Origin of the sequence: Hymenobacter oligotrophus (assembly GCF_003574965.1) — a bacterium.
GTDB classification, from domain to species: Bacteria; Bacteroidota; Bacteroidia; order Cytophagales; family Hymenobacteraceae; genus Solirubrum; species Solirubrum oligotrophum.
Map to the genome: position 1 here is coordinate 2,001,759 of NZ_CP032317.1, position 23,436 is coordinate 2,025,194.

Genomic DNA, 23,436 nt, shown 5'->3' on the forward strand with positions numbered 1-23,436 from the left:
ATGACAAGGGCGACCCCACCAAACCAACCTTCGTTCTGAATTTCTTGCCAGTGCTTCGTTTCCTCTCCCCCGCTGCTTTGTTGCTGCTGCCGGTGCTCGCGCTGGCCCAGCGGCCCGCCACACCAGCCCCCAACCCCGGCCCGCAAACCGCGCAGCCCCGCACGGTGGCGCCGGGCCCGGCGCTGTCGTTGCAGGAGGCCATCAGCATTGGGCTCGAAAACAACTACGGCATCCGGATTGCGCAGCGCGACGAGCAGATTGCGCGCAACAACGTAACGCGCGGCAACGCGGGGCAGCTGCCCACCGTCAACGGCAACTTCACGCGCAACTACACCATCAACAACGTGCGGCAGGAGGCCTCCAACCGGCCCGAGCCCAGCGTGGCGCAAGGGGCCCGCTCCAACCAGCTGAACGGCAACGTGGCGCTAACCTGGACGGTGTTCGACGGCTTGGGCATGTTTATCGCCTACGACCGGTTGCGCACCCTGGAGGCGCAGCAGCAGCAGTTTACGCGCGCCACCGTGGAGCAAACCGTGGCCGACATCACCGATGCCTACTTTGCCGTGGTGCGCGAGTCGGGCAAGATTCGGGCGTTTGAGGAAGCCCTGAAAATCGGGCAGGCGCGCATTGATTTGACGCAGGCCCAGGTGAGCGTGGGCGTGGCGGCCAAGGTGGAGCTGCTTACGGCGCAGGTCGATTTCAACGCCGACCGCTCGGCTCTGATTCAGCAACAAGAGCTACTGGCCACGGCCAAGGTAAACCTGAACAACCTGCTGGCCCGCACCCCCACCACCGATTTCAGCCCCGCCGACTCGATTGTGGTGCGCAACACCTTGGTGCGCGAAGCCGTGCTGCAGGGCATTCAGGAGCGCAACACGCAGCTGCAGCAGGCCCGCCTAGGTGTGGATATTGCCAATTTCGACCGGCGGTTGGTTACGGCCTCGCGCTGGCCTCAGCTGAACGTAACGAGCGGCTACGGCCTGAACCGCAACGTAAACGGCGCGGCCTTTTTCGGCGGCAACCTCATTACCAACACGGGCCGCACGCAGGGCTTCAACTACGGCCTGGTGGCCTCGGTGCCTATTTTCGACGGCTTCAACCGCCGCCGCCTCGAGCAAAACGCCCGCGTGGCCATCGAGCAAAGCAAACTGCGCCTCGACCAAACCCAGCTGAACGTAGCCTCGGCGGCCGAGCAGGCTTACTTGCAGTACCAAAACCGCCTGCAGTTATTGCAGCTCGAGGAAGACAACATTCGGCTGGCCCGCCAAAACGTGGCCATTGCCCTGGAACGTTACCGCCTAGGTCTGCTAACGCCGCTAGCCCTGCGGGAGGCCCAGCGCAACCAGCTGAACGCCGAGGCCCGCCTGCTCGACGCGCGCTTTGCGGCCAAGCAAGCCGAAACCGTGCTGCGCCAGCTCAGCGGCGAGCTGGTGCAGGAAGGACGGTAAGTTGGTTGGCTGATGGCTGTGGGTTATCGGCTGTTGTGCTTCCTGCGCCGGGAGGACAGACGAAACAACGTGGCGCAGGGCAAACAACGTCAGCAACGATTATCAACCACCCCCGCTTTGGCTAAAGCCAAAGCATCCCCTCCTCATCTGAGGAGGGGAGTTTGTGCTTCGCACCTGTTACCTGTTACCTGTTACCCGGCGTAGCTGCCTTCGGGGGTTTGGCGCAGCAGACCTAGGGCGGCGAGGGTATCGAGCAGGGGCTGCACTTTTTCGGGGCGGAGGCGGCGGAAGTGCTGGGCCACTTGCTGCGGCGTGAGCGGGGCTTCGGACTGCTGCACCACGGTGCGCACGGCTTGCATTTGCTGGGCCAAATCCTGCGGGAAGGTATCGGCACCTGCGGCGGCCGTGGCCGGGGCGGCGGGGCTGGTTTTGGCGGCTTTGGCTTTGGCGGCTTTGCCGGTGGGCGCAGCGGCCGGGGCCTCGGCGGGGGCGGCGGGCAGCCCTAGGTGCGCTTGCACCTGCTCGGGGGCCTGGTAGGCGGGGCGCAGGTAGCGGATGTGGCCGGCCTGCTCTTCGCGGGCGCGCTGGTGGTTGAGGTGCACGAGGCGCTGCAGCAGCTCGGCTTCGGGCAGGTGGGCGGGCCAGCCGTAGGCCTCGGCCACGGCGGCATCGAGCTGCTGGTGCAGGCTCAGGAGCACGGAGGCGAGGCCTTGCTGGTTGGTTTGCTTATCCTTGGCCGTGAGCTCCTGGCCGGCGCGCAGCTTCTCCACCACGTTGTAGAGGTCGGTGAGGGTGAGCGTGGGGTGCAGGGCCTGCTGGCGCTTGCGGTGCGCGTCGAGGGTTTCGGCCAGCTCGCGGATGCGCGCCTGCTGCTCGGGCGTGGCGTCGGGAAAGGGAAATGGGTCGAAGCAGCGGGTTTTATCATACACTGGGTCGTTGCCTGCTCCTAATCTACCTCCCGTGGCTAAAGCCCATACTACATGTGCACGGCTTGAAAGAACCCCTAAGTGGTAAGCGTCATCGGATGAAAAAGTCACCACTTTATCATCAGGGGCTAACTCTTTATTAAAGAAGAGAAAGAAGCTATGCTTGGAAACTCGCGGAGTAACGATATATCGTGATAACCCTAACAATGAAGCGCGAAGCTTTGGGTTGGGCTCACCAAAAATCCACCAGTTTTCGCGTCTACCAGCCCGGTTATTCTGGTCGCGCTCAGGCTTGACGTGTTCGTACAAATGCTGATAAACTGACGGATACAGATTTAGCAGGTCGGAAGCCGACAAGCCATAAACGTCAATTACCATCACTCCTCTTGGTTTGTCCGTGATGTCTTTGCCGTTCCTGAATGGTCTTATGTATCGTTCCAGGTTTTCAACGATACCCAGCCCCAACTGCTCAGCTTTGGCTTCGGAAACCAAAAAACCACTTCCAAAAAGACAAAACCCTCTATTTGCAAAACCAGCATTGGCTTTCAGCTTGCTAACCGAATCCAACTCCGCTCCTACAGTTAAATCAGCCAAAATCTTTCCCTCCTGCTCGTCGAACGCAACGTCAGAGGCTTCGTCGCCCTCAGCAACTGATTCGCTTCGCACTGTGAGCAATTGACCAGCAGCTTGGCCGTTTGCCCTAGGTTCGGCTACCGTCATGGCGATGCGCACGGCGGCACCGTCGCCGCTGTCAATCCAGGGGTGGTCGGGAATGGCGAAATCGAGCATGAGCGGTGCGTTGTCGCCATCGAGGAATGGCTGCAACACGCGGCGGTTGAAGGTTTGCTTGAGGCTGTTGGTGGTGATGAAGCCGAAGCGTTCGGTGTGGCCGTGCGCCGTTACCTGCCCGGCTTTGTGCCACCAGTACATTACCAAATCGGCCGAATCGGGCACCTGGCCTTTGTAGGCCTGCCGCAGGGCTTCGGCGTACCCATCACCTAGGGCTTCGCGCATGCGTGCCGGCCCCAAAAACGGCGGGTTACCCACGATGAAATCGGCTTGGGGCCACTCGGCGGGGCGCGGGTTGGGGTAATCGAGCACGGGCACCTGGGCGGTTTCGTCGGGCACTTCGCGGCCGGTGGCGGGGTGCAGCTTGGTGGTGCGGCCGTCCCAGCGCGTTACGGGCAGGCCGTGGGCATCGAGGCGGGGCGTGGGCGCGTCGTGGGCCAGCACGGCGTCTTGCTGCCGGATGTTCTGGTAGTTGTCGAGCAGGGGCTCGCGCAATTGCGTGGGGCCGTGGGTGCGCAGGTGCCACTGCAGGTAGCCAATGCGCAGCACCACATCGGCAATGGCGGCGGCGCGGGGGTTCAGCTCGAGGCCCAGCAGCTGCTGCGGCGACACGGTGGTGGCGCCGGCCAAATCGAGCATCTGGGAGTGGCCGAAGCGGTTGATGGCGGCCAGCACCTCGCCCTCGAGGCGCTTGAGGTGCTCGAGCGTAACGTAGAGGAAGTTGCCGGAGCCGCAGGCGGGGTCGAGGATGCGCAGCGAGGTGAGGCGGTTGAGGAACTTGACGAGCTCCTGGCGGGCCTCGCGGTCGTTGCCTTCGTCGTGGCGGCGGGTAGCGGCGGCCTGGGCGGCGGCCCACTCGCGGCGCAGCGGCTCCAGCACGGTGGGCAGCACCAGGCGCTCTACGTAGCGGCGCGGGGTGTAGTGGGCGCCCAGGCGGTGGCGCTCGTGGGGGTCGAGGGCGCGCTCGAGCAGGGTGCCGAAAATGGCGGGCTCTACCTCGCGCCAGTCGGCCTCGGCGGCTTGCAGCAGCAGCTCCATTTGGGCGCCGGTAAGCGGCAAGGCCGTGGCCTGGTGGAACAGCTGCCCGTTGAAGCGCGGCAGGCGCGTGTGCAGGGCGGGCGCAAAACCGCCTAGGTCCATGCTGTGCCAAAGGCTCTGGAGCACATCGGGCAGCAGGGGGCGCAGCTCCTCGTGCTGGTACTGGCGCAGCAGGCCGGTAAAGGCATCTTTGGGGATGAGCTGCACATCTTCGGCAAACATGGTGAAGAGGCAGCGCATGAGGAACTGCGCCACCACCTCGGAGGCGTGGCCGGCCTGCTCGAGCTGCTGGCTAAGGGCGGCGAGCTGGGCGGCAAGGGCGCGCGTAACGCGGGCGGCGCGGCGCGAGGGGTCGAGCTCCTGGGGCTGCGTAAACAGCAGGGCGAGGCGCTGGCGCACTTGCTCGTCGGCGAGGTCGGGCAGGCGCACGCGGTAAGCATTGGCCCCTAGGTGGCGCTGCTGCTCGCGGCGCTCGGGCAGGCCCGAGAGCAAATCGAGGAAGGGCGCGTAGGCATCGGTGGTGCCCGAGAAGTTGGCGTACAGATCGAGGCAGTAGCCCACATCGACGACCACCACAAAGGGCGGGCGCGGCTCGGTTTGGGGCAGGGCGCGCACGTAGCCGAGGGCCTGGTGGCGGGCCTGCTGCATCATTTCATCCCACTTGCGGGTGCCGCGCAGGGCGTGGCCGCGGCGGCGGCGCTCGGGCGAGAGGCCTAGGTCTTGTCGCTCGCGCACGGCGGCGGGGTCCTGGGCATCGGTGCCTTGCTTGGTTTCGAGCACGAAGCAGCCGCGCTTGTACAGGTCAATGCGGCCGTGGGTACCGTCGGGGAAGGTTACGTCGCGCTCCAGCACGTAGGCATCGGAGTGGCGCTGGGCGGTGGTGGGCTGGGGCGGCTCTACGCCGAGCAGGCGGCAGAGGTCGTGGAGGAATAGGGCGTAGTTGGCGCGCTCGGCGCCGCCGGCGGCGGCCCAGCGGGCTTCAAACTCGGAGTAGGTCACGGAGGATGGTGGGGTAACTTTTTGGCAAGATATAAAGGGGGCCTCACGGGGACCTCACCCCCCGGCCCCCTCTCCAAAAGAGAGGGGGAGCCATGGCGGCGCGGTGTAGCGCGCAGTAGCGCGGACTTTGTAGTCCGCGTCCTCGGATAGTAATTTCTGATCAGCCGAACGATTGATTTTACTATCTGCGGACGCGGACTACAAAGTCCGCGCTACTGCGCACCTAGGCTTTGCGGGGGAGCTTTTTCAGCCAGTTGGCAATGGCTTTGGCTACGGCCTGGGGCTCCTCCACAAAGGGCACGTGGCCGGTTTGCATCAGGGCCACTTGCTGGTTGGGGAAGCGGAACAGCTTGTAGTGCTCGGGGCCCACGCAGTTGTCGATTTTGCCGGTTACTACCAGCACCGGAGCCGTAATTTGCGGCGTAAGGGCCAAGAAGTTTTTGCGGTAATCGGGCAGACTGAAGCCGTAGGAGCCGAACTCGCCGGTGCCGGGGTTGCCTTTGTCGGCCTCGGTTACTTTCTGGTGGCCTTCGGGGGTTTTGTATTGCAGCTTCTGCCAGATTTCGGGCGTCATCTGGGGCATCAGCAGGCCAAAGCGCTCCTCCGCCGATTTGCTGGCATCTTGCAGCGGGGCTTTGGCCGCGGCGGGCAGGTAGGGCAAGGCGCCGGCCACGGTGTTTTTCATGGCCTCCTCGAGCGAGAGCGTGCAGTTAAGCAGCACCAGGCCTTGCACGCGCTGGGGGTAGCGGGCGGCGTACTCGGTGGCAATGGTACCGCCGAAGGAATGCGCCATCAGCAGCCACTGCTCCAGGCCCAGCTGCTGGCGCAGCTCTTCGAGGTCTTGCACCTGGCGCTCGAGCGAGTAGTTTTTGTTGGGGTCGTTGGGGGTGCGGCCGCTGCCCCGCTGGTCGTACCACACCATCTGCAGCTTGTCTTGCACCAGCGGGTCGATGAAGGTTTCGGGCATGCCGCTCCAGGCGCCGGGCCCGCCGTGGATAAACACGCACGGCCGGCCTTTGCCCGTGATTTTGGTAAAGAGCCGGATGCCGTCGGAGGTGGTGATGGTGGGCGTGCCGTTGGCAAGGGCAGGTTTGGGGCCGTCGGCGGCCAGGGCGGCGGGGGCCGCAGTGGTGAGCAGTAGCAGCAGCCACAGCGCCGCGCGGCGCAGCTGCCCTAGGTGTGCAGTAAGCATACGTGTGGGAAGGGTGTTGAGAGAGCTGCAAAGGTATTGGTTGGGGTTGGGTGTGGCCTCACCCCCGGCCCCTCTCCTTAGAGAGGGGAGCCGCGGCGGCGCGGACGTCAGCAACGATTGCGGCGGCTGCGGCTGGCGCCTTCGCCGCCGCGCCGGTGTAGCGCGGAAATCCGTTCCGCGACGCGCCCGAAGGCGCGTATGTCGGTAATGCGCGGTTTCGGATACGCGCCTTGCAGCGCGTCGCGGAACGGATTTCCGCGCTACATTCCCCGGGTGCCGGATACGCAGCGGGGCCGCCGAACTTAGGTTCGGCGGCCCCGCAATCGTTGCTTACGTCCGCGCCGCCGTGGCTCCCCCTCTCTACGGGAAAATGCGCATCGAGCATTTCTTCGGGGGCCGGGGGGTGAGGCCACCGTAAGGCCGTTACTGCTTCCAGTTGCGCAATTGCTGCAGGGCTTCCTGGGTTTTGGCCTGGGTTTTCGCTTCGCGTTCTTCGGCGGAGCCGATGGGCTGCACGGGGTTGTCGAAGAAGCGGAGTACGTTTTGCTGCACGGCGGGCGTAACGGCGGCGAAATTATCGCCGGCGAGGCGGCGCACCCACTCGCCGTAGGTTTCGTCGGTGAGGGTGTATTCGCCGGCGCGGGTAGGCTTGCCCGTGTCGAAATCGGTGTTGGCGAGGCGCTGCGGCGGGGTGGCCTGTTGCTGCTCGGCGGCGGCGCAATACTGCTGCAACACGGCCTGGAAGCTTTCGCGGAACAACTGCTGGGCTGCGGGCGTGGGCAGCGTAAAGGCAAACGGCTTAAGCGGCCCAATTTTGGGCATTACGTGCACCACCCCGCTCAGCAGGCGGGCCCCCAGGCCGGGGCGCTGGTAAGCCCCGCCAAACTCGCGGCGGTATTGCCGCTCGTTGTAGCGGTACACGTAGTCGCGGCGGCGGGCCTTGGGGCTGAGCTTCCGGATTTCGCGGCGCTGGCTGTACCAGGCGGCGCGCGTGGCGGTGGGTATCAGTTGGCTGACGCTGAACCGGTACGAGGCAATGCTCAGGTCGACGTTGGCAATGGCCTGACCCAGCTTGAGGCCGTAAGTGGCCACAAAAGCGCGCTCCAGCACTTCTTTGCTTACCTTAAAGCCTATGGCTTGGTGATAATCGTCGGAGCGGTAGCGGCCGGCGGCCACCTGCACCACATCGAAGGCAAACTCGAGCTGGGTGTGCTGCTTGGGGGCCTCTTCGTAGGTAATGGCGGAGCCGTAGCGGGCGGCCAGCTCGGGGTACACGGAGGCCATGGCGCGATTGGTGCCCTCGGGGTGGCCGTGGATGTCGGATACGTAATGCGCCAGGGCACCTAGGGCAAAGGCGTACTCGTCGCGGGTGCGGGCCGAGTCGAGCAGGGCGCGCACAAAGTCGCCGCTGCGCACGTAGTGCGTGAGGTTGGTGAACAGCTTGGAGCCGAACGGGTAAAAACTCATGTCCTGGATGATGGCGCCGCCGTAGGCGTGGGCTTTGGCCTCGCGCAGCTCCTCGGGGATGCCTCCCGGAAAACGCCGCTCGATGTTGGGTACCAGGCACCGCCTCCAGGTGGAGTCGATGTTGGCCATGTGGGTCAGCACCGAATACCCGTGGGCTGGCAGTGCGGCAAGCCAACCCAGGAGCACACAGGCCCCAAGCAATATGCGCATAGGTGTGTGGCGCTGCGTGCGCCCTGCCGGGTACCCGGCGTGTCGGCAGCTCTGCTAATACGCGCCCCTGCCCTATAAGTTGGTGGCTCCGGGCGGCCCCTGCCCCGCCCCAACCTCCGCCCACCCGGGCGCGTAGGCAGTAGCTATTCTCCTTCCGATCAGTCCATTTCAACCACCCCAACATGAGCAAGCATTTGCTAGCTGCCGCGTTGTTGGCCGGCTGCTTCGCCCTAGGAGCCCCCAACGCCGCCCATGCCCAAACCGGCGACGCCGTAACCACTACCGCCCGCGGCAACCTCGAGGGCATGGCCCGCCTATCGGAGCGCCACACCACCCTGCTGAAGGCGCTGCAAGCCTCGGGCCTAGCCGACAAAGCCCGCGGCGCCGAAAAGTACACCGTGTTTGCGCCCACCAACGCGGCCTTCGGCCAGCTGCCCGCGGGCCAGCTGGCCGAGCTGATGCGCCCGGCCGGCAAAGACCGCCTCGCGCAGCTGCTAGCCCACCACGTGGTGCCCGGCAGCTACCTGGCCGCCAACCTGCAGGATGGCATGCAGCTGACCACCGTGCTGGGCGAAACCCTAACCGTGCGTCGCTCCGCCGATACCATCACGATTACCGACGCCACCGGCCACTCGGCCACCATGCTCAACGACGACATTGTGGCCACCAACGGCATTGTGCACACCCTCGACGCGGTGCTGATGCCCGACAACCCGCTGCCGGCCGGCAAAACCACCCGCAAGTAGCCCGCGCCCCAGCAGCGGCCCGCCAGCTACCTGGCCCTAGGTGGTTGGCGGGCTACGGGCCACCTAGGGCGGCAGTGCCTAAACTCAACCACCGGCTTGCCGTTAGCAGGGGCATACTTTCTTCCGCTTATGTCGTCGTCTTCCTCCCCTTCGGCTGCTGCCGAGCCCAAATCTTCGCGCCTGCCGCTGTTCATTTCCGCGGGCATTATCGGTTCGCTGGTGGCGTGCTATTTTTTGTGGCCGGCTTTTCAGGAGCAGGTGCAGGCGGGCTGGGCGGCGTTGCGCAGCGGCGAGCAAGCGCAGGTAGCCAAGTGGGTGCAGCAGTTTGGCTACTGGGGTCCGGTGGTGCTGGTGCTGGCCATGATTGCGCAAATGTTTCTGGTGGTCATCAACAATGCGCTGCTGATACTGGTGGCCATACTGGCCTACGGGCCGGTGTGGGGCGCGGCGCTGGCCTGGGCCGGCGTTATCGTAACCTCCAGCGTGGGCTACTGGATTGGCCGCGCCCTGGGCGAAACATTTGTTACCAAGCTGCTCGGCCACAAAAACCAGCAAAAGGTAACCGAGTTTGTGGAGCAATACGGCTTGGGGGCCGTGGCGCTGGCCCGCCTCACGCCCATCATCTCCAACGATGCCATCAGCTTTGTTGGCGGCGTGGCGCGCATGGGCTACTTTAAGTTCATCGGGGTTACGGCGGTGGCCATACTGCCGCTGATTGCGCTGCTGGCCTACCTGGGCCAAGACAGCCAGCGCCTGAAAACCGGCTTGCTGTGGGTGTCGGGCGTGGGCCTGCTGCTATTTGGCGGGTACATTTGGTGGGATAAGCGCCGCCGCAAATAACTGCCTGCCCCGGCATGGTTGCGGCAACGGGCCAAGCACCTAGGGTTCCCGAATCGAATTATAGCGCGCGGGCCCGCCGAACTCATGTTCGGCGGGCCCGCGCGTTTGCTAGCACTATGGCGCTGCCGCTACGCCTGCTGAATCTCGAAGCCGGCTTCCTGCACTGCTTCCACTACTTGCTGCGCGGTGGTGTTGGTGGTTTGCACCGTCAGGATTTTCTCGGGCACGTTGGTATCAACCTGCCAGTTGCCCTGGCCGGCTACTTGGTTGAGGGTAGGCGTAACGGCTTTGATGCAGCCGCCGCAGTTGATGTTGGTTTTGAAACGAAGGGTGCTCATGGCAAGGATGCTTATGCTTTGGTGGGCGGCACTGGGCTGCCCGCACTTCTGTCAACCACAAAATTAGCCCCTGAGGGCTGGGCGGCCGGTACAGGATTAGGCGCTGGTGCTTACAACATTCAGGCGGCTTAGGCTTCTGCTTGGTTTGGTTAAACGAAAAAGCCCCGCGCTGGTGGGCGCGGGGCTTTCGGCAGTTGAGCTTCGGCCTAGGTGCTAGCTTTGCTTTTCCAGATCCATGCCGCACTTGGGACACTTGCCGGGCTGGTTGCTAACGCCGCCTTCGCACTTCATGGGGCACACGTAGCTGGTGGTTTGGCCGGTGTTGGTTTGGTCGCCGGTGCCGCCTTCCGTAGCGGGGCGGGCTACCTCGTCGGTGGGCTGCTGAATCTTGGCCGAGTCGGCGGTGGCAGCGGTGGGCGCGGCGGTATCTACTTCGTTGGTGGGCTTGCTGTTGCAGGCGGTGAGCAGGCTGGCGGCAAGCAGCAGCGAGAGAAGCTTTTTCATTGCTTATGAATTGAAACTGGAAGTTGCCAATGGGTAACGCTGAAGGCGACAAAGGTACAACTCCGCCACCGAGCTTTTTGCCCGAGCCGAATTGTGTAAACCCCGGAGTAGCATCCTGTACAAGCCCCTGAGCAGAAGAAAAATCCCGTACGACGCAGCGCACAATTCCGTACCGCTGCGGCCCTACGTGCTTCCGTTCTTTGCAGTGTCGGAAGGCCACTCGTTTTCCGCCGCTCATCCCCTGAACTCCTTAACCGCCATGACCATGCAACGCGACCCTGTATGCGGCATGAGCGTGGATGCCGCCAAGGCCACCCACCGCTCGCACCACGCCGGGCACGATTATGTCTTTTGCTCGGCTTCCTGCCAAACGAAATTCGACGCCAACCCGGAGGCATACGTGCAGCCCGGGTTGGCCACGGCCGAAGCCGGCGCGGCCCGGCACCTAGGGCACGCGCAGCGGCATCGCCCAAGCCCTGCGCCTGTTGCCGCGGTGGCAGCAGTAGCCAGCCAGCCAACCCGCACCGAAACCCTCGACATCGAGGGCATGACGTGCGCCTCGTGCGTGAACGTGGTGGAGCGGGCCCTTAACCGCGCGCCCGGCGTGCAGCGGGCCGTGGTAAACCTCGCCACCGAAAAAGCTACCGTGGAGTACCACCCCGCGCAAACCGACCGGGCCGCGCTGGAGGCGGCGGTGGCAAACGTAGGCTTCGGCGTGGCGGCGCCGCCAGCCCCCACCACCTCGGCCGCCGAGCGCACCGAGGAGTTGGAGCGCCAAAAAGCCGCCGCTTTTGCCAAGCTGAAGCGCCGCTTTTGGGTGGCCGCGGCCCTCACGGCCGTTATTATGCCCGCCTCCATGCTAATGCTGTGGCCGGCTTTGATGGCCCGCATCCCGATGCCGGTGCTTAACTATGCGCTGTTGCTGCTCACGGTGCCGGTGCTGCTGTATAGCGGCCGCGAGTTCTACACCTCGGCCTGGCACGCCTTTCGCCACCGCGCCGCCAACATGGATACCCTGATTGCCGTGGGCACCGGCGCGGCGTTCCTCTACAGCCTCGTAGCTACCGTGGCGCCGCAAGTATTTACCAGCCGCGGCATTATGCCCGAGGTGTACTACGATACCACGGCCACCATCATCACGCTTATTTTGCTGGGCAAAGTGCTGGAGCTGCGCGCCAAAACCCAAACCTCGGCTGCTATCCGCAAGCTCATCGGCCTGCAAGTACGCACGGCCCGCGTGCTGCGCCCCGGTGGCCAAGCGGCCGACGTGCCCATTGAGCAGGTGCGCCTGAACGATGTTGTGCTGGTGCGCCCCGGCGAGAAAGTAGCCACCGACGGCGTAGTGCTCGAAGGCCGCTCGGCCGTGGATGAAGCCATGCTCACCGGCGAAAGCCTGCCCGTGGAGAAGCAGCCCGGCGACAACGTGTTCGGTGCCACGCTCAACAAAACCGGCTCGTTCCGCTTCCGGGTTACCAAGGTAGGGGCCGATACCATGCTGGCGCACATCATCCGGATGGTGGAAGATGCGCAAGGCTCCCGTGCTCCCATCCAGCGGCTGGCCGATAAAATCAGCGCCATTTTTGTGCCCACGGTGGTGGTAATTGCCCTCCTCACCTTTGTGCTGTGGTTCGACCTGGCCCCGGCGGAAGCGCGCTTGCCGCTGGCACTGGTAAACTTTGTAGCCGTGCTGATTATTGCCTGCCCCTGCGCCCTAGGTCTGGCTACGCCCACCGCCATTATGGTAGGCTCGGGCAAAGGCGCCGAGCACGGCGTGCTGGTGCGCAATGCCGAGGCCCTCGAGAAAGCGCACCATGTTACGGCCGTGCTGCTCGATAAAACCGGCACCATTACCCGCGGCGAACCCAGCGTAACCGATTTTGTACCTACCCTTGGTGCTGCTACCGAACCCGTTCAGCTGCTAGCGTTGCTGGCTGCCGTGGAGCGGCAATCGGAGCACCCGTTGGCCGAAGCCGTGGTGCGCTACGCCGAGCAGCAGGGCACCGATAAGCTTACCGCCACCGATTTCCGGGCCTACGAAGGCCGCGGGGCTGGCGCCACTGTGGCGGGGAAACCGGTACTCATTGGCAACCGCCGCCTGATGGCCGAGCACCACGTTGCCCTTACGCCCGAGCAGGAGCAGCAAGCCGAACAGTTGCTCAACGAAGCCAAAACCGTGCTTTACGCTGCCCTAGGCGGGCAGCTGGCTGCCTTGGTAGCCGTGGCCGATACCGTGCGCGACTCATCGCGGGCGGCCATTCAGCACCTGCAGCGGTTGGGCATTGAGGTAGTGATGATGACCGGCGACAACCGCTACACCGCCGCCAAAGTGGCCGCGCAAGTAGGCATTAAGCGCTACTTCGCCGAGGTGCTGCCGCAGGACAAAGCCAGCAAGGTGAAGGAGTTGCAAGCCGAAGGCCACACCGTAGCCATGGTAGGCGACGGTATCAACGATGCCCCGGCGCTGGCCCAAGCCGATGTGGGCATGGCTATTGGCTCGGGCACCGATGTAGCCATGGAGGCCGCCAGCATCACGCTCATGCGCTCCGATTTGCAGGGTGTGGTTACGGCCATCAGCCTCTCGCGCCAAACCATCCGCGTCATCAAGCAAAACCTGTTCTTCGCCTTCGTGTACAACACCCTGGGTATTCCGGTGGCGGCAGGCCTGCTCTACCCCTTCTTCGGTATTCTGCTTTCGCCCATGCTGGCGGCCGCGGCCATGGCCCTTAGCTCCGTTTCGGTGCTCACCAACTCGCTGCGCCTGCGCGGTTTTAAGGCAGACCAATTGTAACGCGCAGTAGCGCGGGCTTTAGCCCGCGTTTGCCAGAACGTAATCGTTGGCACGAAACCGCGCAGAACCAATCGTTCAAGCATACGCGGGCTAAAGCCCGCGCTACATTTACCTCTTCCCAGAATTATGGACACCGCCGAACTCATCGTAACCACCGTTGGCTTAAGCTTAGCCGTACTGGTTATCTGGTACTTCTTCGTGGCTCCGCACCAAGTCGTTAGTGCGGTTTCATCGAGCACCGGCGTGCAGCAAATTGATGTAACAGTGAAGGGCGGCTACTCGCCCGATGTTATTGAGGTAGAACAAGGCAAGCCGGTGCAGCTCCATTTCTACCGCGACGAAGACGCCAGCTGCTCTGAGGAAATCGTGTTTCCGGAGTTCAACATCCGGCGCGAGCTGCCTGCATTCCAAACCACGCTTATCGAGTTGCTGCCCCAGCAAGCAGGCCGCTTCAGCTTTACCTGCGGCATGGGCATGTTGCGCGGCAGCTTGGTGGTGAAGTAACCGTTGGCAAGCCCAGCAGCAATCCATTCTTTAGCCCGGCCCACCTAGGTGCGGCCGGGCTTTTGGTTGGTGCACTGTAAGTTACCGGTGGTCAAAAGGATTTGGAAATTGAGTTTTTGGCGGAGCCCGCACAGTTACCGGCTCTCAGCACCTGCTCAATCTCCGGGGCCCGCAACGGCACCTAGGGCGCGGGCTTGCCCTCAGTACGCCAACGTCTTAGCACGCGGGCCGAGCCGAACACCGAAACGCACGCCCCCAATTGGTGCAGCATGCGCAGGCCGCGCACAAAATGATGCACCACCCCAAACAAGAGCTTTAGCTCGCTGCGCCGCAACCTTTATCCTTCCAGAAACTTACGTTCCTGTTTGCGGGCCAAGTGGGTTTCGTTGAGCGGCGGCGTTGATATATTGGCGTCGTCCATAGTATGCAGTACGGCAAGCTCAGCCCCAGGCTATGCCGCTTCCCGGTTGATAATTGAGCAGTTTCATGCGAACGGTTGTATTCAGCACCAAGCCCTACGAGCAGCCCTACCTGGAGCAAGCCAACGCCGGCCGCCACGAGCTGGTGTTTGCGGAAGTCAGCCTCGGCAGCCGCACTGCCCACTTGGCCACCGGTGCCGAGGCCGTTTCTATCTTCACCAACGACGATGCCTCGGCCCCGGTGCTCGATGCCCTGTATGCTGCTGGGGTGCGTCACATTGCGGTGCGCGCCGCCGGCCACGACCAAGTAGCCCTGCCCCATGCCCGCCACCTAGGCATGCGCGTAGCCAACGTGCCGGAGTACTCGCCCTACTCCATTGCCGAGCACGCCGTGGCTTTAATGCTGGCCCTCAACCGCCACCTCCGCCAGGCCGATTACAACCTGCGCAACTACGACTTTCGGCTCGACGGGCTGGTTGGTTTTGATATGCATGGCAAAACCGTGGGCATTGTGGGTTGCGGGCGCATCGGCGGCGTGCTGGCGCGTATTCTGCACGGCTTTGGCTGCCGATTGCTCGGCCACGACCCTGCCCCAAATTCCGCCCTAACCGAGCACTACGGCTTGTTGTATACCTCGCTCGAAGCGGTGTTTGCGCAATCCGACATCGTGAGCATCCACGCGCCGCTCAACGAGCATACCCACCACGTTATCGGCGCCGAGTTGCTGCAGCGGCTCAGGCCTGGCGCCATGCTCATCAACACCGGCCGCGGCGGCGTGCTCGATACCGAAGCTGCTATTGCGGCGCTCAAAAGCGGGCACTTGGGCGCCCTAGGCCTCGATGTATACGAGCGCGAGAAAGGCCTCTTCTTTTTCGATCATTCGCACGAGTCGCTGCTCGACGACACTTTCGCGCGCCTGCTGACTTTCAAGAACGTGCTAATCACCGGCCACCAAGCCTTCCTGACGCACGAAGCCCTGCAGAACATTGCCGACGGCACCATAGAACACCTCACTTGTTGGGCCCGCCACGAAGCCTCGCCCCACGAGTTGTAGGGTGCCTTAGCCTTGAGGCAAGCAGATCACCTAGGGGATTTCTACTGGCCGGCTCCTCCCCCAACGGCAAGGCCCCAACCGCCTAGGGCGGTTGGGGCCTTGCAGCGGGCAGCAGCCAGTGGCACCTAGGCCTGGCCCAACTGCTGTTTCAGGCTTTGCACTTCGCGCTCGAGCTCGAGCGTCCGGAAGGTTACTTTTAGCTCCAAATCGTTGTAGGCGCGCTCGAGGCGTTCCTGCATCTGGCGCATGTCGGTTACGTCGGTGTTTGTGCCGAGCCAGCGAACCACCTCGCCTTGCTCGTTGTGCACGGGTACGGCGCGCGTCAGAAACCAACGGTACTCGCCGTCGTGGCCGCGCAACGGAAACGACAGCTCCCAGGCCTTGCCGGCCGGCCAAGCATCGCGCACGAACGCCAGCACCCGTTCGATATGGCCGGGGTGATGTACTTTTTCCCAGCCCCAGCCGCGCATTTCTTCCAGCGTGGTGCCCGTAAACTCGTACCAGCGCTTGTTGTACCAGTAAATGTAGCCGTCGGGCTCGGCCATCCAGGCCAGTTGAGCTACGTTGTCGGCCAGGGTGCTGAACTCCTCCTCGCGGCGGCGCAGCTCGGCCGCGGCGCGGCGTTGCTCGCTCACGTCCTGCATGGCGCCAATCATGCGCACGGGCTTGCCCTCGTCGTTGTGGGCTACGCGGCCCCGGTCGATTACTTCGGCGTAGGTGCCATCGGCGCGGCGGAACCGGTAGCTGTCCTTCCAGGATTTGCCGCCTCCGTCGATTACCGCATGGATGCCGTTAGTCACGCGCTCCGCGTCGTCGGGGTGAATGTGGCTGTACCACCACTCGGCGGTTTCCTGTACCTCGTTGGGTTTGTGCTGAAACACGCGCTCCAGGGCCTTGTTCCAGGTAATGGCGTTGGTTTCCAGGTTCCAGTCCCAGATAGCGTCGTTGGTAGCCAACGAGGCCATGGCGTACCGCTCGTCGCTCCAGCGCAACTGTTCCGAGGCCAGCTTTTGCTCGTGGATGTCGGTGCAGGTGCCAAACCACTTGGTAATCTGGCCGTCCTCGTCGCGCATGGGCAGGGCCCGGGCCAAAAACCAACGGTAGTCGCCTTGCTTTGACTTAAAGCGGTACTCTATTTCGTAAGGGGCGCCGGTTTCGAGCGAGTGCGTCCAGATGGTGCGGGCGCGCTGCTGGTCGTCGGGGTGGAGCAGGTTGTTCCACATTTCGGTGCCCTGGCTTTGCTCCACGGTATAACCCGTAAACTCAATCCAACGCTGGTTGAAATAAGTATGGTAGCCCTTTGGGTCGGTTACCCACACCATTTGCGGCATCAGCTCCGTTACGCGGCGCATTTCTTCCTGCTGCTGGGTAAGCTGCTGCTCGGCGCGGTAGCGGGCATCAATGTCGATGTTGGTGCTCACCCACTGCACCACGCGCCCGTCGCTATCAAGTTGCGGCTGCGTGCTGTTGAGGTACCAGTGGTACTGCCCGTCGTGGCGCCGCAGTCGGTACTCCGCCTGGTACGCGGTGGCGTGTTCGAGCGCGTGCTGCCAGCGCTCCGTCAGCGGCCTTAGGTCGTCGGGGTGCACTACGCCCGCCCAGCTCTCCTGCAATTGTGCTAGGGTGTAACCGGTAAACTTTAGCAGGCTGCTGTTGGCGTAGGTGGCCTCGCCGGCGGCGTTGGTCACCATCAGCAGCAGCGGGGCGTTTTCGGCCAGAAAGCTGTAGTTGCTTTCTGCTTGTTTTGACTCCGATACATCGGTGATGGTGCCGATAAAACGCACGGCTTTGGTGCGTGCTGCATCGAAGAAGGCCCGGCCGGTAGCGCGCACCCAGCGCAGCTGCCCGCCGTCTTCGAACCCTACGGTGCGGTACTCCACATCGTACGAGCCAGCGCCTTTGGGGTCGAGGGCCTGCTGCACCACCGCATCGGTATGCGCGCGGTCGTCGGGGTGCAGGCCCTCCAAAAAGCGGGCGTAGTCGACCTCGGCGGTTGCCGGCAGGCCAAACAGCTCCTTGCAACGGTTCGACCATTGCAGCTCGCCCGTAATCGGGTTGAAATCCCAAGTGCCCACCCCGGCCGCTTCTACGGCGGTTTGCAGGCGTTCGTAATCGGTAACGGTTTCGGAATTCGGCATTGCAATCAGCAACAAAGGCGGAGCGGTTACGGCTGGGTCAGCTGCATTTCCATCCCCGACAAAAAATACAGATTAAGTTGGCTCCGCTGCCCATCGGACGAGCGGCGCAAGCGGGTTATCAGGGCCCGGGTTTTTTCCTGGGCTACCTCAATTTCGAGGTAAGGCCGGTTCAGCATTTCGTCGCGCTGCACGCGCCAGTTGCCGGGCAACTGTTGCTGGCCCTCGAGGTGCAGCGTATTGGCCTGCAAATGCACATAAGTGGCCTGCGCCAGCGGGTTGCTGGGGTCGGTTCGGTTAAGCACCCTGTCCGAAACGCGCCACGCACCCGTCAGAAATTCATCTGGGAGTTGCTGCAGGTTTACGTCGAATAGCAGGTCGGACATGCAAGGCTTAAAGAACCAATAACTCTACTGTAGCGCAAGGTAAGCAACGGAACCGGCCGGTGCCTTGGTCCCCACAAGCAATAGGCAACTGCTGCAAACAACAACCCCGCCGTATCAAACCGCTTGACAGCCGCCAAGTTTAACCACCCGGCGGCAAAAACAAAAGTGCTGCCCCGCAGCCGGAACAGCACTTTTGCTTGCAGAGGAGGAGGGATTCGAACCCCCGGAGGTGTTACCCTCAACGGTTTTCAAGACCGCCGCAATCGACCACTCTGCCACTCCTCTGTGTGGCGCTAACGATAAAAAAAGGCTTTTCCAGCGCCGAAAAAGCCTTTTTGCAGAGAGGGGGGGATTCGAACCCCCGATACCGTTGCCGGTATAACGGATTTCGAATCCGTCGCATTCGACCACTCTGCCACCTCTCTGTAGCCCAAATGAGTGGTTTGGGGACTGCAAAACTAGTAGGCCGAGGTGCCTGATGCAAGTGCCGCCAGCAAAAAAATGTTTGACCTAGGGGTTTGGCCTTGCACGAGGCTGGCTTTCAGCCGCATAGTTTTCAGGCAGTGGCTTTGGCGGCTTGGCTGGCGCTGCGGGCCTTGCCCCGGCCCGTTACGGCATCTACGCTCACGTTCACCTCAAACCCCAGTATCAATGTCATGCACACAAAATCGAGCCACACCATAAAGCCCACAAGCGTGCCAATGGAGCCGTAGAAGTTGTTGTAGCTGTCGAAGATCTTGATGTACAGCACAAACAGAAACGACACAAGCAAAATCAGCACCGTTGCGATAATGGCCCCCGCCGACAAAAACGGCCACCGGTGCTGCACGGCCGGCACGTAGTAGTAAATGAGGCAGGTAACGAACAGGAATAGCCCCACTACCGAGCCGTAGCGCAACAACGAAATAAGGAACTCGGTGAGGCGCTCGGGCACAATCTCGTAGTACACCAGTGCATCGATGATGTAGGTGCCGAAGAAGATACCCGCCACGGCCACCAGCAGCGCCAGCGAAAGCACCACCGTGAGCACCGTGGCAATTACGCGCTTGCGCAAGTAGGTGCGCCGCTTAAAGATGCTGTGCTTTTTATCGAAGGCATCGAGCAGGGCCATGATGCCGTTGGAGCTGAGGACCAGCGCCGTGGCAAAACCAAACGACAGCAAGCCCCCGTGCGGGATGTACACAATGTCTTCGATGGTTTCGCGGGTGGCGGCGTACATCTCCTTGGGCATGATGTCGCCAAGAAACTGCAGGATATCGATGCTCAGGCCCGGCACCTGAATGTACGGGATGAGCGTGAACAGGAAGATAATGGTAGGAAACACGGCCACCGTGAAGTTGAAGGCCATGTAGGCGCTGCGCTTGGTAATGGAATCGAAGCGCAGCTCGTCGAGCATGTGGTCGACCACGTCGTACATCGAAACGCCGTTGCGCAACCGAAACCCGGCCAACCACTGAATAAAGCGGCGGTAGGTGCGGCGGCGGCGCAGGATCAGCGCCTTGCGGTATCGGTCGGGTAGCTCCATGAGCGAGTTGTCAGTTTTTAGTGGTCAGTTGTCAGTGACGTGTCAATCAACACCTGACTGACAACTGACAACTCCCCTACTGTCAACTAAAATACGGCCGAATGCTTTCGAGCACGTGCTGCGGTATGGCCGTGGGCCGGCCCGTGCTGCTGTTTACGAACACCATCAGCGTGGAGCCTTCGGTGAGCAGCTCGTCGGCTTCGTTGTATATCTCGTACTCGAACAGCACGCGCGAGCCTTCGGGCATTTGGCGCAGCAGCATGCGCACGCGGAGCAGGTCGTCGTAGCGGGCCGGGCGACGGTACTTCACGCGCAGCTCTCCTACCGGCATGCCCACGCCCTCGGCTTCCAACTCTTTGTAGCTAATCCCTAGGTACCGAAACGCCTCGGTGCGGGCCACCTCAAAGTACGCGGCAAAATTGCCGTGGTACACGTAGCCCATTTGGTCGGTTTCGGCGTACCGAACGCGGATATGAACGTCGGAAGAATACATGCGTTGGTTTTTGGTTGGTGGTTTTTGGTGGATTGTTCAACTCGATCAGCCAAAAATCAGCCACCAAAAACCTAAAATCGGCTATTTCATAATGCCCGAACGCGTGAGGGCGGCTTGGTAGCGGCGGGCGTTCAGGATATGGTCGCGCTCGTTGGTGGCAAAGGCGTGGTAACCGCTGAAATCTTCTTTGGCGCAGAAATACAAGTAGTTGTGCTGCTCGGGGTTCAGCACCGCATCGATGCTGGCAATGCTGGGCAGGTTGATGGGGCCGGGCGGCAAACCGGCGTATTTGTACGTGTTGTAGGGCGAGTCTTTCTGCAGGTGCACGTTCAGCACGCGCCGGATGCCGAAGTCGCCGTTGGCGTACACCACGGTGGGGTCGGCTTGCAGCTTCATGCCGCGCTTCAGGCGGTTGAGGTACACGCCCGCCACGCGGGGGCGCTCGTCGGCGTGCTGCTGCTGCTCGGCCTCCACAATGCTGGCCAGGGTGCTTACCTCGGCGCGGCTCATACCCAGGGCCTTGGCTTTGGCGTCGCGGGCGGGCGTCCAAAACTTCTCGTACTCCTCTTTCAGGCGCTTCAGCACTTTGGCCGGCGGCGTGGTGTAGTACAGCTCGTAGGTGTTCGGGATGAACATTGTGAGCAAGGCCGTGGTGTCCCGGAACCCTAGGTCGCGGGCGTAGGCGTTGCTGCTGAGCAGCGAGTCGAACTGCTGCGGGCGCGAGGCAAAGCTTTCGCTGAGCTTGCGGGCCAAGTCGCGGCGCAGGCGAATGTTCTGGAACGTGAGCTTGAGCGGCGACTGTATGCCGCGGCGCAAATCGTTGATGAGTTGGCGGTTGGTGTAGCCGTCTTTCAGCTCGTAGCGGCCGGGCTTTACCAGCTGCTCGTACTTCATCAGGCGCGCCACGAAGTGCAACGACAGCTTATCGACGATAACGCCGCTTTGGTCGATGGTTTCGAGCACCGTTTTGGCGCTCTGGCCCGGCTTCACCACCACGTAAGTGGGCCGCCCCTTCGTCTCGACGTTGGGCGTGTAGAAAATCTGGTAGAAGTAGTAAGAGAAGGTAATCAGCAAAATGCCGAATATGCCCAGCGGATAGGCAAAGCGGTTGCGGCGGCGGGTGGCGCGGGCGCGGTACTCGTCGGGAGTTGGCATTGTAGGGCTAAGAGTAGCTAAAATAGAAGCCGTACGACGGCTGGGCGGGCCCGTGCGGCGCCGTGCCCAGCAACAATCATCAGCCAAAAGTAAGGGCGTTTGCCGTCGTTTTGTTGCACCGCCCCGGCAAAGCGTTTTCCGATGCTGGTTTCGCTCCGGTACCTTTGCACCGCCTTTTGGCTTCGCCCCACCATCCACAGCCGGCTCGTCCGGCCCAACAAACCTAGCCCCCAAGCCGTGCCGCGCATCGTTCGTTCCGAAATTATCAACCCCAAGCTGCTCGCGCCCGAGCAGCGCGCTGCCCTCACCGCGGCGCTCTACGCCGTGCACTGCGAAATTTTCGACGGGGTGGAGCCCGCCGCTTTTGCCCGCTACGTGGTGGAGTCGCCGGCCGAGCTGACTTCCATTCAGGTGCACCGCAACGAGCACGACGCCATTGTGGGCTACTTTGCCTTGCACGTGTTCGAGCGCGAGTTTAACGGCGAGCCGGTGGCCATTTTTCGGGCCGAAGCCGGTTCGCTCCGCGCCTACCGGGGCCGCAACGTAAACGCGCCGCTTGGGCTGCAACTGGGCTTGCGCTACATGCTGCAACACCCCGGCCGGCGCGTTTACTACCTAGGCTCGTTGGTGCACCCCTCCAGCTACTCGGCGTTTTTGAAATTTTTTGGCGACGTGTGGCCGCGGGCTTCGGCCCCTACCCCGCCCGCACTGCTCAGCCTGATGGACGACCTCGCTACTTCCTTTGGGCTGGAGCGTGTAGTGCCCCACAACCCCTTGTTGCGCCACGTGGGCTGGCGCACCCGCGAAACCGAGGCCGAGCGCGCCTACTGGGCCCAGTGCGACAAACCCGCGGGCCGCTTTTTTGTGGATGCCAACCCCGGTTACCAGCAAGGCCACGGCCTGGTAACTATGGTGCAGCTTTCGTTTGGCAGCCTGCTGCACATGGCCCGTACCCTAGGTCGGGCGCAGGTGCGCAAGCCTATGCAGCTGGCCTACCGGCTGATGCGCCAAACGCCGCTAGGCGCCCGGTTGGTACGGCCCCGCATAATGGCCTACCTGCGCGAGGCCCTGCTTTTTGCGCACCTGCCCGCCGCCACCTTGCAGACGCTGGCAGCCGCCGCTACGCTGAGCAAGCACGCGGCAGGCCGGCACTTGTTCCGGCACGGCGAGCCAGGCCACGACCTGCTGTTGCTGGTGCGCGGAGCCGCCTACGCCCTGGCAACCGAAGCCGATGGCACCGAGCGCATCATCGACCAGCTAAGTAGCGGCGCGGCTTTCGGCGAAATGGCCGTGCTTACCGGGGAACACCGCACCGCTACCGTGCGCACGGCCAGCAGTTGCACCGTGCTGCGCATACCCAGGCGTGCCTTGCTACCGGTGCTGGCCGCCGATGCGCAATTGCACCGCAGCTTATGGCTGCACTTTGCCGCCCGGCGCCTCGACGAGCTGGTGCACCACCTCGGCAGCTACGAGCACCTAGGCCAGCCCGAACGCCGCCAATGGCTGGCGCAAGGCACCCTGCACGAGCTGCACCCCGCCGATGAGCTAACCCTGGAAGCCTCGCAGTGCCTGCTTACCCTTACGGGCGTGGTGGAGCTGGGCGAAGCAGCCGGCGTGCGCCTGGTGCAGGGCGCGGCTTGGCTCGAGCTAACCGCCGCGCTGCAGCTCACGGCCCGCAGCGCGGCTAAGGTGATGGTGCTGCCCGCCGTGGCCGCGTTGGCGCAGGCCTAGAAAAACACAACTCGCCTGGCCGCTTGCGCGTCATACGGGTATTGTGTAACTAAGCCGCCTTTCCCTCACTAACGCCCCCAACCTGCTATGGCTGCTACCCTGCTGCGCATTCACCCCGACAACCCGCCCCTCAATAAAATTCAGCAAGCTGTACAGGTGCTACGCCAGGGCGGCATCATCATTTACCCCACCGATACGATTTACGGGCTTGGCTGCGACATCACCAACCAGCGGGCCGTGGAGAAGCTGTGCCGCATTCGGGGCCTGAAGCCCGATAAAGCCAATCTGTCGTTTATCTGCTCCGATTTGTCGCACATCAGCGACTACGCCAACGGCATCACCACGCCCACTTACAAGCTGCTGAAAAAAGCGCTGCCCGGGCCATTCACATTTATCTTCGAGGCCAGCTCGAAAGCGCCTAAATACGGCGGCGTGAAGCGCAAAACCGTGGGCATTCGGGTGCCCGACAATGCCATTGCCTTGGCTTTGGTGCGCGAGCTGGGCAACCCCATCGTGTCAACCTCCATTCACGACGACGATAGCATTATCGAATACAGCACCGACCCCGAGCTGATTTTTGAGAAGTACCGCCCCCTGGTTGATTTGGTCATCGACGGCGGCTTTGGCAACAACGTGGCCAGCACCGTAGTCGATTGCACCACCGAGGACTACGAGGTAGTGCGCGCCGGCGCCGGCGACATCGAGCAGTATTTGTAGTCAATGAGTTAGGGAGTTTTGAGTTTAAGAGT

The 23,436-nt window shown here is 62.7% G+C and carries 18 protein-coding genes and 2 tRNA genes; 8 read left to right on the top strand and 12 right to left on the bottom strand.

The window, feature by feature from the left end:
• Positions 1-50 precede the first annotated feature (50 nt).
• Positions 51-1,448, top strand: coding sequence for a TolC family protein (locus tag D3Y59_RS08575; RefSeq protein ID WP_240410578.1), 1,398 nt, complete (start codon positions 51-53; stop codon positions 1,446-1,448).
• 191 nt (positions 1,449-1,639) lie between these two features.
• On the opposite strand, the gene D3Y59_RS18275 is transcribed toward D3Y59_RS08575, so the two are convergent.
• From D3Y59_RS18275 to D3Y59_RS08590, 3 genes are all read right to left on the bottom strand, one after another.
• Complete coding sequence (locus D3Y59_RS18275; protein ID WP_162910652.1) at positions 1,640-5,200, bottom strand: class I SAM-dependent DNA methyltransferase; 3,561 nt, start codon at positions 5,198-5,200, stop codon at positions 1,640-1,642.
• Positions 5,201-5,423: 223 nt separating this feature from the next.
• Positions 5,424-6,392 carry an alpha/beta fold hydrolase gene (locus D3Y59_RS08585; protein WP_119444682.1) on the bottom strand — a complete coding sequence of 323 codons (969 nt, stop codon included), beginning with the start codon at positions 6,390-6,392 and terminating at the stop codon, positions 5,424-5,426.
• A gap of 423 nt (positions 6,393-6,815) precedes the next feature.
• On the bottom strand, positions 6,816-8,069 hold the full coding sequence (locus tag D3Y59_RS08590) for a zinc dependent phospholipase C family protein (protein WP_119444683.1): 1,254 nt from the start codon (positions 8,067-8,069) through the stop codon (positions 6,816-6,818).
• 182 nt (positions 8,070-8,251) lie between these two features.
• Between D3Y59_RS08590 and D3Y59_RS08595 the strand changes: the two genes are divergently transcribed.
• Positions 8,252-8,815 (top strand): fasciclin domain-containing protein, encoded by a 564-nt coding sequence (locus D3Y59_RS08595; RefSeq protein ID WP_119444684.1) that lies wholly within the window; start codon positions 8,252-8,254, stop codon positions 8,813-8,815.
• A gap of 129 nt (positions 8,816-8,944) precedes the next feature.
• On the top strand, positions 8,945-9,655 hold the full coding sequence (locus D3Y59_RS08600; RefSeq protein ID WP_119444685.1) for a TVP38/TMEM64 family protein: 711 nt from the start codon (positions 8,945-8,947) through the stop codon (positions 9,653-9,655).
• Positions 9,656-9,783: 128 nt separating this feature from the next.
• On the opposite strand, the gene D3Y59_RS08605 is transcribed toward D3Y59_RS08600, so the two are convergent.
• Positions 9,784-9,993: a heavy-metal-associated domain-containing protein gene (locus D3Y59_RS08605; RefSeq protein ID WP_119444686.1), complete on the bottom strand. Its 210-nt coding sequence runs from the start codon at positions 9,991-9,993 to the stop codon at positions 9,784-9,786.
• Positions 9,994-10,206: 213 nt separating this feature from the next.
• Entirely contained in the window at positions 10,207-10,497 is a 291-nt protein-coding gene (locus tag D3Y59_RS08610) for a heavy metal-binding domain-containing protein (RefSeq protein WP_119444687.1), read from the bottom strand.
• A gap of 265 nt (positions 10,498-10,762) precedes the next feature.
• Between D3Y59_RS08610 and D3Y59_RS08615 the strand changes: the two genes are divergently transcribed.
• The 3 genes from D3Y59_RS08615 to D3Y59_RS08625 all read left to right on the top strand — a co-directional run bounded on the left by D3Y59_RS08615 (position 10,763) and on the right by D3Y59_RS08625 (position 15,262).
• On the top strand, positions 10,763-13,285 hold the full coding sequence (locus D3Y59_RS08615; protein ID WP_119446391.1) for a heavy metal translocating P-type ATPase: 2,523 nt from the start codon (positions 10,763-10,765) through the stop codon (positions 13,283-13,285).
• A 126-nt stretch (positions 13,286-13,411) separates the two neighbouring features.
• Positions 13,412-13,789, top strand: a complete 378-nt coding sequence (locus D3Y59_RS08620) for a cupredoxin domain-containing protein (protein WP_119444688.1) — start codon at positions 13,412-13,414, stop codon at positions 13,787-13,789.
• 486 nt (positions 13,790-14,275) lie between these two features.
• Complete coding sequence (locus tag D3Y59_RS08625; RefSeq protein ID WP_119444689.1) at positions 14,276-15,262, top strand: 2-hydroxyacid dehydrogenase; 987 nt, start codon at positions 14,276-14,278, stop codon at positions 15,260-15,262.
• Between the two features lie 125 nt (positions 15,263-15,387).
• Here the strand turns inward: D3Y59_RS08625 and D3Y59_RS08630 are convergent, their stop codons facing one another.
• The 7 genes from D3Y59_RS08630 to mltG all read right to left on the bottom strand — a co-directional run bounded on the left by D3Y59_RS08630 (position 15,388) and on the right by mltG (position 20,956).
• Positions 15,388-17,400 (bottom strand): PAS domain-containing protein, encoded by a 2,013-nt coding sequence (locus D3Y59_RS08630; RefSeq protein WP_119444690.1) that lies wholly within the window; start codon positions 17,398-17,400, stop codon positions 15,388-15,390.
• A 26-nt stretch (positions 17,401-17,426) separates the two neighbouring features.
• On the bottom strand, positions 17,427-17,783 hold the full coding sequence (locus D3Y59_RS08635) for a hypothetical protein (protein ID WP_119444691.1): 357 nt from the start codon (positions 17,781-17,783) through the stop codon (positions 17,427-17,429).
• A gap of 200 nt (positions 17,784-17,983) precedes the next feature.
• Positions 17,984-18,068 (bottom strand) — tRNA-Ser (locus tag D3Y59_RS08640).
• A 53-nt stretch (positions 18,069-18,121) separates the two neighbouring features.
• Positions 18,122-18,208: transfer RNA gene (locus tag D3Y59_RS08645), tRNA-Ser, on the bottom strand.
• A 131-nt stretch (positions 18,209-18,339) separates the two neighbouring features.
• Positions 18,340-19,308 (bottom strand): YihY/virulence factor BrkB family protein, encoded by a 969-nt coding sequence (locus tag D3Y59_RS08650; RefSeq protein ID WP_119444692.1) that lies wholly within the window; start codon positions 19,306-19,308, stop codon positions 18,340-18,342.
• 82 nt (positions 19,309-19,390) lie between these two features.
• Complete coding sequence (locus D3Y59_RS08655) at positions 19,391-19,801, bottom strand: acyl-CoA thioesterase (protein WP_119444693.1); 411 nt, start codon at positions 19,799-19,801, stop codon at positions 19,391-19,393.
• Between the two features lie 81 nt (positions 19,802-19,882).
• Positions 19,883-20,956, bottom strand: a complete 1,074-nt coding sequence (gene mltG / locus D3Y59_RS08660; RefSeq protein ID WP_119444694.1) for an endolytic transglycosylase MltG — start codon at positions 20,954-20,956, stop codon at positions 19,883-19,885.
• Between the two features lie 141 nt (positions 20,957-21,097).
• On the opposite strand from mltG, the gene D3Y59_RS08665 reads away from it, so the two are divergent.
• Positions 21,098-22,687, top strand: a complete 1,590-nt coding sequence (locus D3Y59_RS08665; protein WP_205590882.1) for a Crp/Fnr family transcriptional regulator — start codon at positions 21,098-21,100, stop codon at positions 22,685-22,687.
• Between the two features lie 87 nt (positions 22,688-22,774).
• Positions 22,775-23,404, top strand: coding sequence for an L-threonylcarbamoyladenylate synthase (locus D3Y59_RS08670; protein ID WP_119444695.1), 630 nt, complete (start codon positions 22,775-22,777; stop codon positions 23,402-23,404).
• Positions 23,405-23,436 lie beyond the last annotated feature (32 nt).